This window comes from Bradyrhizobium sp. HKCCYLRH3073, assembly GCF_051167995.1.
Taxonomy (GTDB): Bacteria; Pseudomonadota; Alphaproteobacteria; order Rhizobiales; family Xanthobacteraceae; genus Bradyrhizobium.
This window is the reverse complement of record NZ_JBNPUD010000009.1, coordinates 257,065-275,029: the sequence shown is the minus strand read 5'-3', so window position 1 is coordinate 275,029 and position 17,965 is coordinate 257,065. Positions and strand designations below refer to the sequence as shown.

The 17,965-nt window shown below is 63.5% G+C and carries 15 protein-coding genes; 13 read left to right on the top strand and 2 right to left on the bottom strand.

All coding sequences use genetic code 11. The features are described from left to right. Both ACQR1X_RS22210 and ACQR1X_RS22205 read right to left on the bottom strand, forming a co-directional pair. Nucleotides 1-1,959: a TIGR04372 family glycosyltransferase gene (locus tag ACQR1X_RS22210; RefSeq protein WP_315805306.1), complete on the bottom strand. Its 1,959-nt coding sequence runs from the start codon at nt 1,957-1,959 to the stop codon at nt 1-3. 420 nt (nt 1,960-2,379) lie between these two features. Continuing rightward, entirely contained in the window at nt 2,380-3,441 is a 1,062-nt protein-coding gene (locus ACQR1X_RS22205) for a hypothetical protein (RefSeq protein WP_316218701.1), read from the bottom strand. 452 nt (nt 3,442-3,893) lie between these two features. On the opposite strand from ACQR1X_RS22205, the gene ACQR1X_RS22200 reads away from it, so the two are divergent. From ACQR1X_RS22200 to ACQR1X_RS22140, 13 genes are all read left to right on the top strand, one after another. Next, the gene (locus tag ACQR1X_RS22200) at nt 3,894-5,396 is read left to right on the top strand and encodes an MBOAT family O-acyltransferase (protein WP_316183393.1); all 1,503 of its coding nucleotides are present in this window, start codon (nt 3,894-3,896) and stop codon (nt 5,394-5,396) included. A 233-nt stretch (nt 5,397-5,629) separates the two neighbouring features. Next, a complete protein-coding gene (locus ACQR1X_RS22195; RefSeq protein ID WP_434899559.1) occupies nt 5,630-6,766 on the top strand; it encodes a hypothetical protein in 1,137 nt (378 codons plus the stop codon). A gap of 483 nt (nt 6,767-7,249) precedes the next feature. Further along, entirely contained in the window at nt 7,250-8,737 is a 1,488-nt protein-coding gene (locus ACQR1X_RS22190; RefSeq protein WP_410051472.1) for a PfkB family carbohydrate kinase, read from the top strand. A gap of 9 nt (nt 8,738-8,746) precedes the next feature. Next, the gene (locus ACQR1X_RS22185; RefSeq protein WP_316238878.1) at nt 8,747-9,469 is read left to right on the top strand and encodes a nucleotidyltransferase family protein; all 723 of its coding nucleotides are present in this window, start codon (nt 8,747-8,749) and stop codon (nt 9,467-9,469) included. Nucleotides 9,470-9,577: 108 nt separating this feature from the next. Further along, nucleotides 9,578-10,516: an NAD-dependent epimerase/dehydratase family protein gene (locus ACQR1X_RS22180; protein WP_257170486.1), complete on the top strand. Its 939-nt coding sequence runs from the start codon at nt 9,578-9,580 to the stop codon at nt 10,514-10,516. Beyond that, on the top strand, nt 10,513-11,121 hold the full coding sequence (locus tag ACQR1X_RS22175) for an SIS domain-containing protein (protein ID WP_316183390.1): 609 nt from the start codon (nt 10,513-10,515) through the stop codon (nt 11,119-11,121). The genes ACQR1X_RS22180 and ACQR1X_RS22175 overlap by 4 nt, the downstream gene beginning before the upstream one ends. Before the next feature lie 12 nt (nt 11,122-11,133). Continuing rightward, nucleotides 11,134-12,132 (top strand): NAD-dependent epimerase/dehydratase family protein, encoded by a 999-nt coding sequence (locus ACQR1X_RS22170; protein ID WP_316183389.1) that lies wholly within the window; start codon nt 11,134-11,136, stop codon nt 12,130-12,132. Between the two features lie 45 nt (nt 12,133-12,177). Next, nucleotides 12,178-13,026, top strand: coding sequence for a transketolase (locus ACQR1X_RS22165; RefSeq protein ID WP_316183388.1), 849 nt, complete (start codon nt 12,178-12,180; stop codon nt 13,024-13,026). After that, nucleotides 13,023-13,946: a transketolase family protein gene (locus ACQR1X_RS22160; protein WP_315805298.1), complete on the top strand. Its 924-nt coding sequence runs from the start codon at nt 13,023-13,025 to the stop codon at nt 13,944-13,946. Before ACQR1X_RS22165 ends, ACQR1X_RS22160 begins: the two co-directional genes overlap by 4 nt. Nucleotides 13,947-13,954: 8 nt before the next feature. Further along, on the top strand, nt 13,955-14,992 hold the full coding sequence (locus tag ACQR1X_RS22155) for a zinc-binding dehydrogenase (RefSeq protein WP_434899558.1): 1,038 nt from the start codon (nt 13,955-13,957) through the stop codon (nt 14,990-14,992). 24 nt (nt 14,993-15,016) lie between these two features. Continuing rightward, complete coding sequence (locus ACQR1X_RS22150; protein ID WP_434847275.1) at nt 15,017-15,634, top strand: hypothetical protein; 618 nt, start codon at nt 15,017-15,019, stop codon at nt 15,632-15,634. After that, on the top strand, nt 15,621-16,664 hold the full coding sequence (locus ACQR1X_RS22145; RefSeq protein WP_434872549.1) for a phosphotransferase: 1,044 nt from the start codon (nt 15,621-15,623) through the stop codon (nt 16,662-16,664). The genes ACQR1X_RS22150 and ACQR1X_RS22145 overlap by 14 nt, the downstream gene beginning before the upstream one ends. Nucleotides 16,665-16,691: 27 nt before the next feature. Beyond that, nucleotides 16,692-17,354, top strand: coding sequence for a class I SAM-dependent methyltransferase (locus tag ACQR1X_RS22140; RefSeq protein WP_009030142.1), 663 nt, complete (start codon nt 16,692-16,694; stop codon nt 17,352-17,354). The last annotated feature ends 611 nt before the right edge of the window (nt 17,355-17,965 follow it).

Genomic DNA, 17,965 nt, shown 5'->3' with positions numbered 1-17,965 from the left:
TCAGTCACCCTCACCGGTGTCGTGCAGCAACTCCGTCTCATGATTGGCCAGGAAACCGAGGCTCGGACGGCTGGTGCCGTAGTAATAGGGCAGCTCCAGCGCGCGCCTCCAGCGCGACAACAGTCGCGCGCCATCGTGACCAGCTTCGAATTCGGCCAACCGACCGTCGGCGACGGCCAGGACCTCGTCCGCCGTGTGGCGGATGTCGTCCGCCGAGTTGGTCTCCGGATGCGCACCGCTCCGGCCCAGCACGGCCGCGTCGAACACGCGCCAACGCCAGGGCGACGTTGTCAGTTGGTGCTGCGTCAGTACGGTACCGTCTGCCAGTCTGACGGGCTTGAGGGCAAAACGGACGTTGCTGTTCCACAGCTGGGCGTCGGTCGTGATCGCATTCACGATCGCACAGGGAATGCCGAAACTGACAGCGACATTCGTCAACCCGGACGTCGTCCCGATGAAGGCGTGGGCGTGGCGGATCAGGTGGATGTCCATCGGCTCCGATCTGAATTCGCCGAGCGCATAATCGATCGTGCGCGCCATCGGCGGAAGCCTCGGCGAGTTCGGACCACCGAGCTTGATGACCCATCCGCCACGGGCGGTGATCAGGCGAATGGCGTCCAACGACGTTTCGATCGGCGCGTTGCGATGGGTCTGCCCTGTGCCCATGAACTCGAAATAATGCGCCGCGTCCCGGGTGTGCAGGCACACATACCAGTCGTCGGGCTTCATGCCGTACCTGGAACGGAACGCGTCGAAGCGAGCCGTTGCCGCTGCCGCCTCGCTCCGATCGTAGGCATCACGCAACGGATGCCCTCTTCCTTCGCGCTCCCATTGCTCGATGGCGATCGCACCCGCATCTTGCCAGGGAACGACCCGCCCATCCGGCAGCCTGAAGGCGTTGAAGTTCAACCCGCACCATCGCTGCAAGGACAGCAGTTCCTCACCCAGTCGCTCCGATACCGTTTCGCCGATCACCACGACCTTGCCGAAACTTTCAAACAGCTTGAAGAAGACCGCGTTGGCGATGCTATCGGGACGGACGACGATCACGGCTTCGCCTGACCACCAGCCCAGCGCTCGCATCCGAAACAGAATGTCGAGCATGCCCAGATGGCCGATCTGCGTCGCCCATTCCTCAGGAACGAGCCGCAACGTATCGAAGGTGACGCCGAGCCGGTCGAGCAGACGCTTCAACTCATCAGAAAGCGGTGGCGGCGATGCCCGCAGTTCCTGCTGCGCATCCAAGGCGCGCTCGTACAACCGAATTGCAATCTCGCCGCGACCGACATGCATCACACGCTGGCCCGTGAAGTTGCACAGGTCGAACAGCCGGCCTCGAGCGCCGCAGAGGAAGTCGAGGCTGTTCGGGACATAATACGGTGAATTCCGAGCCGCGATGTTCTGGTGGGGACGGAGAAAATGCAGGCTACTCCGACACGCCCAGAACATCGCGTCGAGCGCCGCCGCGTCATCCCCTCCGATCACGTCGACCATGGCCTTGTAGAAGGCGAGATCGACCATCGCTTCGAGCTGTTCGGGCTTCGCTCCCGCCGCGGCATCGCGCGCTTCCGAAAACTCGCCCAGCTCGAACAAGGATCGAACCAGCGCGTATCTGGTCTCCGCATCATCGAACGCCAAGGTTTCGCGGCCGACAGTCCCGGCCGCCTCGCGATAGGCGCCGATGCTGCTCAGGGCTTGAATCGAAGGGCCGGGGAAATATCGGCTGAGAGCCGTCGAAAAACGAAACTCCGGCCGAGCTGCAAGATGCGACGTCACATAGGGAAAATACGCCTGAGCCAGGCGCCGCCGGAGTGGAAGTCTCGCGGCGAAAGCGATGACCAGACCAAGGAACACCGCGCGTCTCGGCAGCAGGTTGAGGGTCGCTCCGACTATGACGAAGACCTGGTAGACAATCCGTCGGCGGCCGCCGCGCATCGGCCTTTGCTTTTGCAGTTTCATACGACCAAGTTCCACACAACCTTGAAATCCCGGATTCCGCGCGTTCGGATCAAGGCGGAGCCTGGACGACCGGCCGTTCAAGTCGCCCGCGCGCGAAGGATCACGTCTCGGGATGAGGACAGTACGCTCGCCGGGTCCAATGCGAGAATTCCCCGTGGAGACATCGCCGCCGCAAATGCCAACCAAGGATTGAGCCGATTGGATCGCAGCTATAACAGAGGTGCCGGGAATTTTCCAAGCCGAACCTGGGCATGAACGCGAGCCAAACCGGATGAAATCAGAATTCAGAATTCCAAGCCCCGGTGGCGATTAGTCCCGGGGAGCCCACCTGATGAGCGAGGGCCCTCGATGGCTCGGACGAAGCGTGTCGGACGAACCGGCGTGCAGCCGGCGGCTGGCTGGAATTCAGCAGCACCGGCATCATTTGCCGTCGCCAGTCCCGACTGGAAATGCCCGTTTGAAAGCCGCCGTCTTGACGATCTCGCGAGCGAGATAGCTCGTAAAGACTTGCGCGCCGTGTCTGTCCAAATGGCCGCCGCCGTCGATCGTCGTCAGACCATCGAATGGCGGCGCGATCAGTTCGATATTCAATTCCTTCGCCAGTTCTGCCGCCTGCTGGACGCAGGACTGGCTGTGCGGGACCAGTGTGAGCACGACCTCTCCGCCCACCTCGTGGAGAAACCTCTTCGCATAGTCGACAATCGCGGGGGTCGTATGACAGTCCGGATCACGGGCCGACAGCATCGGCTTGTTGCCCGCGGCGACATAGCCCGGATTGGCATCCAGCCCCATGTCGCCGTCCGTGATGTTGCGATAGAGGCCGGTGGGCGAAAAATGGCCATTCTGATAGGCCGCAACGAGGTCCTCGATGCGCCAGTGCAGATTGCGGCCCACCACCGTCAGGTACCCCCGCATTCGGTTGCGCTGGACGGCGGCGATGGGCTGCTTCTGCGGACCAAGAGTGACGCTGAGATCGTTGCTGAAAAAGTGCACGAACTGATCGTCGGCATTGATGACCCACAGACGCGGACGGATTTTCCAGCGCTGGATCACGAGCCGCGAGAACTCCCCGCCGCGAATGCCCACGAAGGCCATGTTGTAGATCCCCAATCGACCGAGCACCGGTGATTGCGCGAGCGTCTGCCGGTCTACCGCATAGCTGACGAAGGACGGGCCGAGAAAGACGAGATCGGCCTGCTTTGCGGCTTCGACCGATCCTCCCAGATTGCTGTAGAAGATATCCTGGTCCTGGATCTGCGGAATGCTGCGGCCGCCGAAATCACGATACCAGTTGGTGTCGCCTTCCCGTGGAATCTGCAGCAGCCCATCACGCAACGTCCACACGTCCGACGAAAAGAGCGACAGACCGAGCGAAAACGCGAGCGCGGCCGCCACGCCGACAATTCCGACTGCGATGAGATAGCGCCCGAATCCGCCCGGTTCAGCTGACTTTTCCGGTGCAGACCGGCCGACTGTCGACATGACGCAATTCCCGCTCGATAGGTTGTCTCGGTGGGTGTCGTGGCAGCTGCTTCGGCTCCGACAACGAGAGTCTAGACACGACGTCAGCCGGTGGAACAGAGGGCTTTCCACTCCTCCCCAGCTTGCTTTGCGCGCGAGAGCGCAGACCTATCGAGATGTCATCGGCATGGTCCATCGAGGGGTTTCTTGGCCGCGGCGGTCATCGGCTAGAGTGATTGCGCGAAACCCCATCATGGCATCATTGGATTGGCGTCGTTGGTCGAGTTGAGCTGCCATAGCAGAAGAATCATTGATCGAAAAGTGTCCGCCCCAGTCGAGAGGCTGGTCCCACGTCGCTGTCGTCAGGGAGCGACATCCCCCGAAATTCGCATCGCGAGAGGTGCGCCCAACTTGGCAGCGCCCTCAATCATTGATAAAGCAGCGCAATATGCAGCAACATCAAGAAACTTGTTATGCTCTTCACGCAGTTTGAGTTTCTGTTCCTGTTCCTGCCGGTGACCCTGGTCGGCTATTTTCTGCTGGCTCGCTTTTTCGCCGCTCCCGTCGTGCGCCTCAGCTGGCTCGGCGCGGCGTCGCTCACCTTCTACAGCTATTGGGACATTCACTTCGTCCCGATCATCATAATCTCCATCGTCTTCAATTATACGATGGGTCTGCTGATTGCCGGACAGACCGGCAAGCTCCGCACCGGCCTGTTTTCAGCTGCCGTCACGCTCAACCTGGCCGCGCTCGCGTTCTACAAATATACGAATTTCGGCATCCAGATCCTCAATGCGATCACCGCGTCGAAGCACCCCTCGCTCGCGATCGTTCTCCCGCTCGGCATTTCGTTCTTCACCTTCACCCAGATCGCCTACCTCGCCGACGTCTATGGCGGGTATTCCGATGAACGAAGCTTTGTGAAATACGGCCTGTTCGTCACGTATTTCCCGCATCTGGTCGCGGGTCCGATCCTGCATCACCGCGAGATGATGCCGCAATTCGGCTCGGAGGAGAGCCGACGGATTTCCATCGAGAAGGTCGCGGTCGGCCTCACGATTCTGACCATTGGACTTTTCAAGAAGTCGTTCATCGCGGACGGGTTCGGCCTGATCGCGAATCCCGTGTTCCAGGCCGCCAATTCGAGCCACCTTCACCTGATGGACGCCTGGGGCGGTGCGCTCGCCTACTCGCTGCAGATCTATTTCGATTTCTCGGGCTACTCCGACATGGCGATCGGCATTTCGATCATGTTCGGGATCCGGCTGCCTTTCAACTTCGATTCCCCCTACAAGTCGCTGAGCATCGTCGAATTCTGGCGCCGTTGGCATATCTCACTGTCGCGCTTCCTGCGCGACTATCTCTACATCCCGCTCGGCGGCAATCGCTACGGCGAGCATCGGAGAAACGCCAACCTCTTCGCCACCATGCTGCTCGGCGGTCTCTGGCACGGAGCAGGCTTCACCTTCATCATCTGGGGAGCGCTGCACGGGCTGTTTCTGATCGTCAATCATCGCTGGAGCAAATTCGTCGCGCAGCGACCGGGCCTCACCCGCCTGTCGGCGACCGCCTGGTATGCGGTGGCGGCGCTATTGTTGACACAGTTCGTCGTGGTTCTGGCATGGGTTTTCTTCCGGGCCGACAATCCGAATGCCGCGGTCAGGCTCATCAAGGGAATGCTCGCCCTGTCCAACCCGGAGAAGATCACGGCAACGAACCTCGTCGATCCGCGCCTCATGATCGCGATCCTGGCAGGCTATGTCGCCTGTTTCACGCTGCCCAACGTGAACACGATGTTCGAGCGCTGGAAAGTCGGGCTGGAAACCTACCACAACCCTCGTCCCTGGAGCATTCTGAACCTGAAGTGGCGGCCGTCCCTGCCGTGGGCCATCGGAACTTCGATTGCGCTCGTGGCGGCGGTTCTGATGAACATCATTGCCGGAGACACCTCCCAGTTCCTCTACTTCCAATTCTGAATGCGCAGCAGATGGCAAGCGACGGGCCTCGGGCCCTTCCCACCGATATTCGGCGTTACGAAGGGGGATATGTTCTCGCCGAGGCTGTCCGGGCGGGCGGCGTGCCGGCGGCGCATCATCCGCTTGCAGCGGTCACGCCCAGCCATTAGCCTGATTCTGGCGCAATCAACTTCCAGCACGACGCGGATTACTCGCTTAATCCCGAAGCACAATCACCAAGGCGGGCTCGAACTTTGGCGCGGTATCTTGCGATCATAGTGGCGCTGTTCGCCATCGTCTTCCTGCCGCTGCTGGCTGTATTCGAATGGGTCGGCTGGCGATTGGGCGCGACCGTCCCGCTCTCGGTGCTCGCAGCCGAGCAATCGCGCACCGAACGGATGGTCTGGCTCGGCACCTTCAAGGACTACGCTCCCTACAAGCTCGAACGAATCAAACAGGTCCAACCCGAGGTTCTGCTGGTGGGAAGCTCGCGCTGCGGTCAGGCGCGTGAGCAGATGTTCCGTCCCTATGTGGCCTACAATGCGTGCCTGACGGCCTGGCCTCTCACGCACGTTGTGGATTTCGTCGATCGAGCGACCACGGCGGCGAAGCCGCGCGTGGTCGTCGTGGCGCTGGACTACTTCCTGTTTGGCGACTTCCTCGCTGACGTCTGGCGGAAAGAGCGCACGATGGACTTCGCCCAAGGCATCGATTCGCATCGGCGGAAGCTGCACGACGTCGCGGACTTCGTCATGCGGAATCACGGAGATCTCGATGCGATCCGTTCGGCCATGATGACGCCGCAACTCGAGCCCGTTGACAACAACAGGCTCGTCGGCACGGAGGCAATCCGCGGCAAGTTCGGCTTCCGCAAGGATGGTTCCGTCATGGTCGCACCGCCCTATCGAAATGCAGCGGCCGAAACCTTGGCGCGCGGCGCTCAATACGTCACCTCCTCGTTTCCGGGCGCCCCTCATCTCAGCGAACGCGAATTTGGCGAGATCGAACGACTGTCCAGGCTTTCCCGCGAGCGCGGGTTCTCGGTGGTTGCGATCCAATATCCGTTCCTAGAAAGCGCTGGCGCCTTTCTCGACACCGATGAGGCCTATTGGCCCTATTCCGGACTCTGGCGCGAGATCAGGAGTCCACAGACCGCCGAAAGATTTGCGCAGCTTGGGATCCAGTTCTTCGATATGAGCCGCACCGAGATATCGCGCGATTCCGGCAACTTCTTCGATCCTGCGCATCCCTCGGAAAGGGGCATGCTCAAGACCTACCTCGCCCTGCTGAACCGGCCCGAGTTCAGCAAGCTGTTTCCGCGGATCGACCGCAGCGCCTTGGCTGCCGATCTCGAAAAGGGACAGGGCGAACAGTTCGATCTCTATCACTGAGGCATGCTGCGAGAGACTTGCGTCTCCGAGGCTTTTCCGCGGAGCCCGCCCACCAGCGCGCCGCTGCCCGTCTCTCGTTGGAGCGTCCTCGGATCCATCCTCCGCCTGATTCGCCAGCACAGGCGCTGAGCATCGCCGTGAAAGGACGATGAGCTCTCCGGAAGCCGCGTTCCGACGCGACCACACAACCGTAAGCTAACAGGACTGTTTGTGCTGCTGCGCACACCTGATAAAGAGACCACTGGAAATGATCGGCTGCTGGCCCCTCCATCGCTCCGATCGCGGGACCGCGCTTGTTTTTTCGCAACGAAATCAATGTCGAGCATGAAAGATGCAGATCGGAACGGGATTCGCGGTGCAGATGTGCCGGGCGACAGCGACGCTTTGCATCGGAGTCGCTCGGCCGGCGAATGACACGGTGGCCGATTGTCCGACCTCAGCCCGATCGAGCCGGAGGCGAATTCCTTGGATCAGGTGATCGATATGAGTGAGATGGATCTGGCCTGTCAGACGGTTCGCGCCTCCTGTGACTCCGGGCAGACGATTGCATTCGTGTCCGGCAATTTCAACGTCGTGCACCCCGGACATTTACGGCTTTTGAAGTTCGCTGCCGAGCAGGCCGACGTGCTGGTCGTGGGCGTCAATCCCGATTCGACGCCAGGCGTGACCCTGGCGCAGGACATGCGCCTCGAAAATGTGCGTTCCATCGCCTTTGTGCACCATGTCGTGCGCTTGGAAACGTCGGCGTCCGACTTCATCGCGCATCTGAAGCCGACCGTTGTCGTCAAGGGCAAGGAGTTCGAGGATCGCGCCAATCCAGAGCAGGAGGCCGTGGACGCCTATGGCGGACGGCTGATCTTCTCGTCCGGTGAATTGCGCTTTGCGTCGCTGTCGCTGCTGGAACGCGACGCCAACATCGACATCTCCACGGTCCGCAAGCCGCAGGAATTTCCAAGGCGCCACGGCTTCGAGATCGGGAATCTGAAGGACCTGCTCCGCAAGCTCTCCGGCATGCGAGTCGCCGTTATCGGCGACCTGATCGTCGACGAATATGTCACTTGCGATGCGGTCGGCATGTCCCAGGAAGATCCGACCATCGTCGTGACGCCGCTGATGACCCGTACCTTCGTCGGCGGCGCTGGCGCGGTTGCGGCCCATGCGCATGGCCTCGGCGCAGACGTGAAGTTCTTCACCCTTGTCGGCGACGATGAAGCGGCGCGGTTCGCCCGCAACACGCTGGAACAGCATGGCGTGAACTTCAACGCCTTCACCGACCAGAGCCGGCCGACCACGCGCAAGCAGCGTTTCCGGGCGCTCAACAAGACCTTGCTGCGGGTCAACCATCTGCGCCAGCACGCTTCCGACGCCGACCTGCAGCGGCAGATGCTGACCTCGGTCGAGCGCGCCTTGAAGACCTGCGATCTGCTGCTGTTCTCCTGCTTCAACTACGGCTGCCTGCCGCAGGATCTGGTTGACGCGATCGCCGACCGCGCCCGCGCCCAGGGCGTGATGATGGCGGCCGACAGCCAGGTGTCGTCGCAGACCGGCGATGTCTCGCGCTTCAAGGGCATGACCCTGCTGACGCCGACCGAACGCGAGGCCCGCGTCGCGCTGAACGACTTCATTTCCGGTCTCGCCGTCATCAGCGAGCGCCTGGTCGAACGGGCCCGCACCAAGAACCTCGTGATCACGCTCGGCGCCGAGGGCGCGCTGATCAATACGATGGCAGAGGGCATCTTCACCTCCGACCGCCTGCCGGCGTTCAATCCGTCGCCGAAGGACGTCTCCGGCGCCGGCGACAGCTTCTTCATGGCCTGCTCGATGGGCCTGCGCGCGGGCGCCGATATCTGGCAGGCCTCCTATCTCGGATCGCTGGCGGCCGCGCTCCAGGTTTCCCGCGTCGGCAACCTGCCGTTGACGACGGCGGAGCTGGTGCGGGAAATCGACGAGACCGGATTCAGCCAGGAGTAGGATGTCGACATGCGTGCCCTTCTGCTCGCGGCGGGGATCGGAAGCCGACTGCGCCCGCTGACCAATACGACGCCGAAATGCCTGGTGCGTGTGCACGACCGACCCTTGCTGGACTATTGGCTCGACCTCGTCTTCGAAGGCGGCATCGAGCGGGCGTTGCTGAACACGCACTGGCTCGCCGAGCAGGTTCGCGCGCACGTCGCGCAGTCGCGCTGGCGCGACCGGATCGATCTCGTTCACGAAGATGAACTGCTCGGGACCGGCGGCACCGTGCTTGCGAACCGCACCTGGTTCGGCGACCAGCCGTTCCTCGTGGCCCATGCCGACAATCTGACCGATTTCGACGTCGCAGGGCTGCTCGCCGCCCATCGCAACCGCCCTGACGGCTGCATCATGACGATGCTCGCGTTCCGGACCGACGATCCGAGCTCGTGCGGGATTCTCGAGCTGGATGCTCAGCACAGGGTGATCGCCTTCCACGAGAAGGTCAAAAATCCGCCTGGGAACCTCGCCAATGGCGCGGTCTACGTCTTCGATCCCGCCGTCATCGCCGACATCGCCGCGCTGGGAAAGCCGATCGTCGATCTCTCCACCGAAATCATCCCCAACTATTTGGGACGCATTTTGTGCGTGGAAACCAGCGGTTATCATCGGGATATCGGTAACCCGGAAAGCTTGCGCCGGGCCCATTTGGAGTTTAATCACGAACCGCGCCGTGGCGGGGACGCTTGACGGGCGATTTTCGCCGCTGGGCTGGTCGCCTTCCCCCGCCAATTTGTATAAAGGTGCGCGCGACGCGCCAGCCGGCGACACGACAGGCGAGCCACGGGGATTGCTCAGATGAAGATATTCGTGACCGGAGCGTGCGGCTACAAGGGCAGCGTGCTCGTGCCGAAGCTCCTGAAGGCCGGCCACAAGGTCGTCGCATTCGACATCATGTGGTTCGGCAACTTCCTCGATCCGCATCCGGATCTCACCGTCGTCCAGGGCGACGTGCGCAATCCCGACGCCATCGACCTCACCGGCGTCGATGCCATCATTCATCTCTCCAGCGTCGCCAATGATCCCTGCGGTGATCTCGATCCCAAGCTGACCTGGGAGATCTCCTGCCTCGCCACGATGCAGCTCGCCGATCGCGCCTACCGCCACGGCATCAAGCGCTTCATCTACGCGTCCTCCGGCAGCGTCTACGGCGTCAAGGAAGAGGAGCAGGTCACCGAGGATCTCGAGCTGCTGCCGATCTCGGAGTACAACAAGACCAAGATGTGCGGCGAGCGCATCGTGCTGTCCTACAAGGACGACATGGTGGTGCAGATCGTGCGTCCCGCCACCGTGTGCGGCTACTCCCCGCGCCAGCGGCTCGACGTTTCCGTCAACATGCTGACGATGCAGGCGCTGATGAACGGCCGCATCACGGTGTTCGGCGGCGACCAGACCCGCCCGAACATTCATATCGACGACATCACCGATCTTTATCTGTTCCTGCTCGATCATCCTGAGCACACCGGTGTCTACAATGCCGGCTTCGAGAACATCTCGATCCTCGACATCGCCAATCTGGTCACCAAGCACGTGCCGGCCGAGGTCATCGTGACGCCCTCGAACGATCCGCGCAGCTATCGCGTCAACTCCGATCGCCTGCTGGCGACCGGCTTCCGCCCGAAGAAGACGGTGGAGGACGCGATCAAGGAAATCATCGGCATGTACTCGCAAGGCCAGCTCAAGAACGAGGACCGCTGGTACAATCTGAAATGGATGGAGAAGGAGGTCGTGAAATGAACGTCCTGGCCTTCAAGACCCCCGGCAGCCTGTTCGCCGACTACACCAGCCGCTTCAGCACCGTGCTGAAGGATTTCGACTGGTCCCCCGTCGAGAAGCTCGCCTACGATCTGCGCGACTGCTGGCAGACCGGCCGCCAGGTGTTCTTCTGCGGCAATGGCGGCAGCGGCGGCAACGCCAACCATCTCGCCAACGACTTCCTCTACGCGCTGTCGAAGACGCCCGGCTCCGGCCTGCGCGTGCACTCGCTGTCGTCGAACCCGTCGGTGATCACCTGCCTCGCCAACGACGAAGGCTATGACCAGGTGTTCTCGCTGCAGCTCGCGGTGCTCGCACGCAAGGGCGACGTGCTGATCACCTTCTCCGGCTCCGGCAACTCGCCGAACATCCTGAAGGCGCTCGAAGAGGGCAAGAAGCTCGGCATGACCAGCTATGCCGTACTCGGCTTCACCGGCGGCAAGGCCAAGGCGCTGGCCGACGTGCCGATCCATTTCGCGGTCGACGACATGCAGATCGCCGAGGACGCGCAGATGGTGATCGGCCACATGATCATGCAGTGGCTGTACGCCCAGCGCGGCGACATCATCACGACGCGCGAGGTCTGACGGGCAAGGACGATGGCTGCGAACGAAAAGTACCTGATCCTCGGCTCGAACTCCTTTTCGGGCGCAACCTTCGTCGACTTCCTGGCTGCCGCCGGTCACGACGTGATCGCGACCAGCCGCTCGGACGAGCCGCATGATGCGTTCCTGCCCTACAAATGGCAGAAGCGCCCAGGCAACGTGCGGTTCAAGCGCGTCGACCTCAACCACGATCTCGATGCGCTGAAGGCGCTGCTGGTGGCCGAGCGGCCGACCCATGTCGTGAACTTCGCGGCGCAGAGCATGGTCGGCGAGAGCTGGCTGTACCCGGACCACTGGATGATGACCAACGTCGTCTCCGCCGTCCGCCTGCACGACATCCTGCGCAACTATGACGGCCTCGATCGCTACGTTCATGTCACGACGCCGGAGGTCTACGGCTCGACCGAGGGCTGGGTGCGAGAGGACGCGCCGTTCAACCCGTCGACGCCCTATGCGGTGTCGCGCGCCGCCGGCGACATGAGCCTGCGGACCTATTTCGCCAACTACCAGTTCCCCGTGGTCTTCACCCGCGCGGCCAATGTCTACGGCCCGGGCCAGCAGCTCTACCGCATCGTGCCGCGCACCATCGTCGCCGCGATGACCGGGCAGAAGCTGCGGCTCGACGGCGGCGGAAAGTCGGTCCGCGTCTTCATCCACATGACCGACGTGTCGGACGCGACGGTCAAGATCGGCCGCAGCGGCAAGCTTGGCGAGACCTATCACATCTCCGGCTACGAGCTGGTGTCGATCCGCACGCTGGTCGAGATGATCCTCGCCCGGCTTGGCAAGAACTTCGAGGATTGCGTCGAGATCGGCCCCGAGCGGCCCGGCAAGGACACCGCCTACACGCTCGACAGCTTCAAGCTGCGCACCGAGCTCGGCTGGCGCGACACGTTCTCGCTGGAGCAAGGCATCGACGACGTCATCGCCTGGGCGCGACGCTTCGAGGATGTCATGGCCAAGCTGCCGACCAAGTACGAACATAAACCCTGATCGAGACCCCTGCGCTTTCAAACGAAAGCGCGACTGGAGAGCACGATGAACGTGGCAGTCCGGAACACCGCGGCCAAGCCCGACGTGGCCGCCCTGAAGGCGCAGGCCGCGAAGCTGCGCGGCAAGATCATCGAGATGTCGCACAAGGCGCAGGCCGCGCATCTCGCCTCCTCGCTGTCCTGCGCCGATGCGATGACCGCCGCCTATTGGCACGTCCTGAACATCGACCCGAAGAACCCGACCGATCCGCTGCGCGACCGCTTCATCCTCTCGAAGGGCCACGCCGCCGCGGCGCTGTTCGCGACCTTGGCGATGAAGGGCTACTTCCCGATCGAGGAGCTCGACACCTATTGCCAGGACGGCGGCCGGCTCGCCGAGCATCCGCCGGCGAACCTGCTGCCTGGCGTCGAGGCCGCCACCGGCTCGCTCGGCCATGGCCTGCCGCTTGGCTGCGGCATGGCGCTGGCCGGCCGCATCAAGGGCGAGACCTACCGCGTGTTCGCGCTGCTGTCCGACGGCGAGAACAACGAGGGCTCGGTGTGGGAAGCGGCGATGTTCGCCGCCGCCCAGAAGCTCGAAAACGTCTGCGTCGTGGTCGACTACAACAAGTGGCAGGCCACCGCGCGCTCCAACGAGACCCTGATGCTGGCGCCGCTGCGCGACAAATGGGCCGCCTTCGGCTGGGACGCGCACGAGATCGACGGCCATGACGTCGGCGCGCTGGCGGAGGCCATGCAGAACATCCCGAACGGCTCCGGCAAGCCGGTGGCGCTGATCGCCCATACCGTCAAGGGCAAGGGCGTGTCGTTCATGGAGGACGACAACAACTGGCATTACCGCGCCCCCACCGCTGAGGAAGTCGTCAAGTCGTTCAAGGAGCTCGGCCTGTCATGAGAAATGCTTTCGCCGACGAGCTGACCAAGCTCGGCAATGAGGACAGCCGCGTCGTGATGCTCTCGGGCGACATCGGCAACCGCCTGTTCGACAAGTTCAAGGACAAGCATCCGAGCCGCTTCTTCAACTGCGGCGTCGCCGAGGCCAACATGATGGGCGTCGCCGCCGGCATGGCCATGAACGGCCTGCGCCCGGTCGCCTATACGATCACCCCGTTCGTGACGACGCGCTGCCTGGAGCAGATCCGCACCGACGTCTGCTATCACGAGGCGCCGGTGACGATCGTCGCGGTCGGCGCCGGCCTCGCTTATTCCGGCCTCGGTCCGACCCATCACGCCTGCGAGGACATCTCGTTCCTGCGCTCGATCCCGAACATGGTCGTGATCTGCCCGGGCGATGCCTTCGAGGTCCGCGGCGCGCTGCGCGCGGCGATGCAGCAGGACCGTCCGGTCTACATCCGCATGGGCAAGAAGGGTGAGCCGGTCGTTCACAAGGGCCCCATCGCTGACTTCAAGATCGGCAAGGCGATCACGGTCGAGGAAGGCTCCGACGTCTGCCTGCTCTCGACCGGCAACATGCTGCCCGAGGCGATCGAGGCCGGCCACAGACTGAAGGAAAAGGGCATCTCCGCCGAGGTCGTGAGCTTCCACACCGTGAAGCCGCTGGATGAGGACAAGCTCAAGCAGGCGTTCAGCCGCTTCAAGCTGGTTGCGACCATCGAGGAGCATTCGCTGATCGGCGGCTTCGGCGCTGCCGTGTCGGAATGGCTCGTCGATTCAGAGACATCGGCGAAGAAATTCCTGCGCTTCGGCACCCCGGATGCCTTCTTCAAGAAATCCGGTGAACAGGAATATGCCCGCGAGGTGCTCGGCCTGACCGGGCACCAGATCGCTGACAAGATCATCCACGCGTTGAGCTGAGACATCACATGAAGACCCAAGCTGCCCTGCTGGTCCAGACCGGCCAACCGCTCGTGCTGGCCGAGATCGAGACCCCCGCCCTCAAGCCGGGCCAGGTGCTGGTCGAGATCGCCTATTCCGGCGCCTGCGGCACGCAGGTGATGGAGTGGCGCGGCGACAAGGGCGAGGACAAATGGGTGCCGCATTGCCTCGGCCACGAGGGCACCGGCACCGTGATCGAGGCCGGCAGCGCCGTCACCAAGGTCAAGGTCGGCGACAAGGTCGTGCTGTCCTGGATCAAGGGCACCGGCATCGAGGCCGGCGGCGCGGTCTATGACTGGGACGGCAAGAAGGTCAATGCCGGTGGCGTCACCACCTTCCAGCGCCATTCGGTCGTGAGCGAGAACCGCCTGACCCTGCTGCCGCCTGACCTGCCGATGGATGTGGCGGTGCTGCTCGGCTGCGCCGCGCCGACCGGCATGGGCGCGGTCTACAACGTGCTGAAGGTGCAGCCGGGCGATGCGGTCGCCGTGTTCGGCACCGGCGGCATCGGCCTGAACGCGCTGATGGCCGCCGCCCTCGCCGGAGCGATGCCGGTGATCGGCATCGACCCCAACCCGACCCGCCGCGCGCTCGCCAAGATCTACGGCGCGACGCATGTGATCGACGCGGCTTCCGACGTGCTGGCCGAGATCAAGAAGATCGTGCCGCAGGGCGTTGATCTCGCGGTCGAATCCTCCGGCATTCCGGGCGTCATGGATCAGGCCGTCAACGCCACCCGCCAGCAGGGCGGCCGCGCGGTCGTGATCGGCAATGCCAAGCATGGCGCGGCGCTGACGCTGAATCCGGGCGTGTTCAACCAGGGTAAGAGCCTGCTCGGCACCTGGGGTGGCGACAGCGTGCCCGATCGCGATTACGGACGCTATGGGCGCCTGCTGAGCTCCGGCCGCTTCCCGGTGCGGGACCTCTTGTCGAAGCCCTACAGCCTCGCCCAGGCCGACCAGGCGCTGCAGGATCTCGCCGCCGGCAAGGTCGGCCGTCCGCTGATCGACATGTCCTTGCGTTAAGTCCAGGTCATTTAAGTCCAAGCCATGCGGATCGGGATCGACTTCGACAACACGATCGCCTGCTATGACGGCGTGTTTCATGCGGCGGCCCTCGAGCGCGGCCTGATCCCGGCCGACCTCGGCCGCGACAAGAACAGCGTCCGCGACCATCTCAACGGCTCGGGGCGCAAGGACGACTTCACCGAGCTGCAGGGCTATGTCTACGGCGCCCGCATGGACCTGGTGTCGCCCTACCCCGGCTTCGCGGAGTTCGTCACGGCCGCTCGCGGCGCCGGCCATGACCTGTTCATCGTCAGCCATAAGACCAGGCACCCCATTCTCGGGCCCAAGCACGACATGCATGCCGCCGCGCGCGGCTTCCTGACCGATCGCGGCCTGATGGGCGAAGCGCCCGGACAGATCGCGCCTGACCGGGTGTTCTTCGAGCTGACCAAGGACGAGAAGGTCGCCCGGGCCCATGCGCTGGCCTGCGAGCTGTTCGTCGACGACCTGCCGGAGATCCTGGCCATGACCGGATTTCCCGAGGGCATGCGCAAGGTGCTGTTCGATCCGGAGAACCAGTTCGCGGTCAAGGCCGTGCCGTACGAGCGCCGAGTCTCCTGGGCCGAGATCGCGGCGGATGTCGTCCGTGACCCCCACTGACGCCGGCGCGGATCGTGATGCCGCCCTGCTGGCGCTGGCGCAGCGCCTCACCGCGCAGGCCGGCAGAGCGAGCCCGACGGCGCTGACCCGGCTCGCCGGCGGCCGCAACAACCAGGTCTATCGTCTGGACACCGCCGAGGGCCCGCTGGTCCTCAAGCGCTACTTCACCGACGCCCGCGACACCCGCGACCGGCTGGGCGCCGAGTGGAGCTTCATCAGCCATGCCTGGTCCCACGGCGTCCGCGTCGTGCCGGAGCCCTTGGCCTGCGACCGCGCCGAGCAGGCGGGCCTCTACAGCTTCGTCGCAGGCCGCAAGCTGACCGCGGCAGAGCTCGCGCCCGCCCATGTCGATGCCGCGATCGACTTCGTGCTCGCGGTGAACGCCCCGCCCCGCCCCGCGCTGGCGCCAGGATCGGAAGCCTGCTTCTCCCTCGCCGAGCACCTCGCCACCGTCGAGCGCCGGGTGGCGCGACTGGCCACGCTCGATGCCGAGGTGCCGCATGTCGCCGACGCCCGGGCATTCGTGGCGGCGCGGCTGCAGCCGGCCTGGGCCGAGGTGAAGGCAACCATTCTGCGCGGAGCGGCGGCCGAAGGGCTCGCCTTCGAGGCCGCCATCCCCGCCGATCAGGTCTGCCTGTCGCCCTCCGATTTCGGCTTCCACAACGCGCTGATCGACGACCAGGACAAGCTCACCTTCCTCGACTTCGAATATGCCGGCCGCGACGACCCGGCCAAGCTGGTCTCCGATTTCTTCTGCCAGCCTGAAGTGCCGGTGCCGCTGCCGGTGCACGAGCATTTCATCGACCGGCTGACGGACGGCCTCGGGCTCGACGCCGCCAGCGTGGCGCGCTGCCGGTTGCTGATCGACGCCTACCAGGTCAAATGGACCTGCATCATCCTGAACGACTTCTTGCCGCTCGGCGCCACGCGTCGCGCCTTCGCCGACACCGGCGCCTGGGCGCAGCGCTGCGCTGCGCAGCTCGCCAAGGCCGAGGCACAGCTCAGCCTGATCGGCGCCACATCCGATTAACCGACACTCACACGCCCGGAGATATTCATGGCCTATCGCGAGTTCGTCAGTCTCGTCCACAAATCGACCAAGCGCGACTATCTCGCGCGCGTCACCCAGCGCGACAAGGCCGATGTCGCGGAGATGGCGATCAAGTACGACTACGACTATTGGGACGGCAGCCGCGAGACCGGCTATGGCGGCTACAAATATGACGGCCGCTGGCGCAAGGTCGCCGACGCCATGATCGAGACGTACGGCATCAAGCCGGGCATGCGCGTGCTCGACGTCGGCTCCGGCAAGGGTTTCATCCTGCACGATTTCCGCGAGGCCATCCCGGACCTCGAGGTCGCCGGCATCGACATCTCGTCCTACGGCGTCGAGCATACGATGGAGAGCGTGAAGCCGTTCTGCCAGGTCGGCTCCGCCGCCAAGCTGCCCTACCCGGACAAGTATTTCGATCTCGTCATCTCGATCAACACGCTGCACAACCTCTACAACTACGATCTCGATGCCGCCTTGCGCGAGATGGAGCGCGTCAGCCGCGGCGCCAAATATCTCTGCGTCGAGGGCTACCGCAACGAGCGCGAGAAGGTGAACCTGATGTACTGGCAGCTCACCTGCCGCATCTTCCACACGCCCGAGGAATGGGCCTTCGAATTCAAGCGCTCCGGCTACACCGGCGACCACGAATTCATCTTCTTCGAATGAGTGTGAGCTGAGAGCGTCGACAGGCGCTCTCGCGACGCGTTGGCGTCCGAGCTATCCGTCGACGATCGCCCTCTCGAACGAGAGGGCGCGAGGAAGGCCGGGAGCCTGCCGCCCCCATGGCCCGCCTGCGAAAGAAAATGCAGGCGGCAGGTACCACAGGTTCGGCTGGGACATCCCGGCCTTCCCCGCGCGACTGGTTTTAACGGTGTCCTTCGTGCTCTCCCTGGGGATCGGCTTTCTTGCCCCCATTTGCGACAACGCGCCTTAAGGCACGTTGCGCAGACCTCAGCGTCGAGAGGCCAGGACCACACGACTTCGCCGTCCGCGCCGGCCAGCGCTCGTCTGGCGCAGCCGTCACGTCCATCGCAGCCCACCTCCACGTATCGTGACGACGCGTACGTCCCTCTGCATGAGGCGGGATGACGAGAGAGAACCATATTTTCCGATAAAACGAAAGAAGAATATTTTTCCTGGCGGGACTGGACAGGGGTGATGCACCTGAAGATGCGGGCCAATTCGTCGTGTACGCGCACGCAGGACCAGTTCGGCCACCAGCGCCGCCTCGCCGGCCGACACCCACGCAAAACGAGTGCAGAGCCCGCATGCCGCTT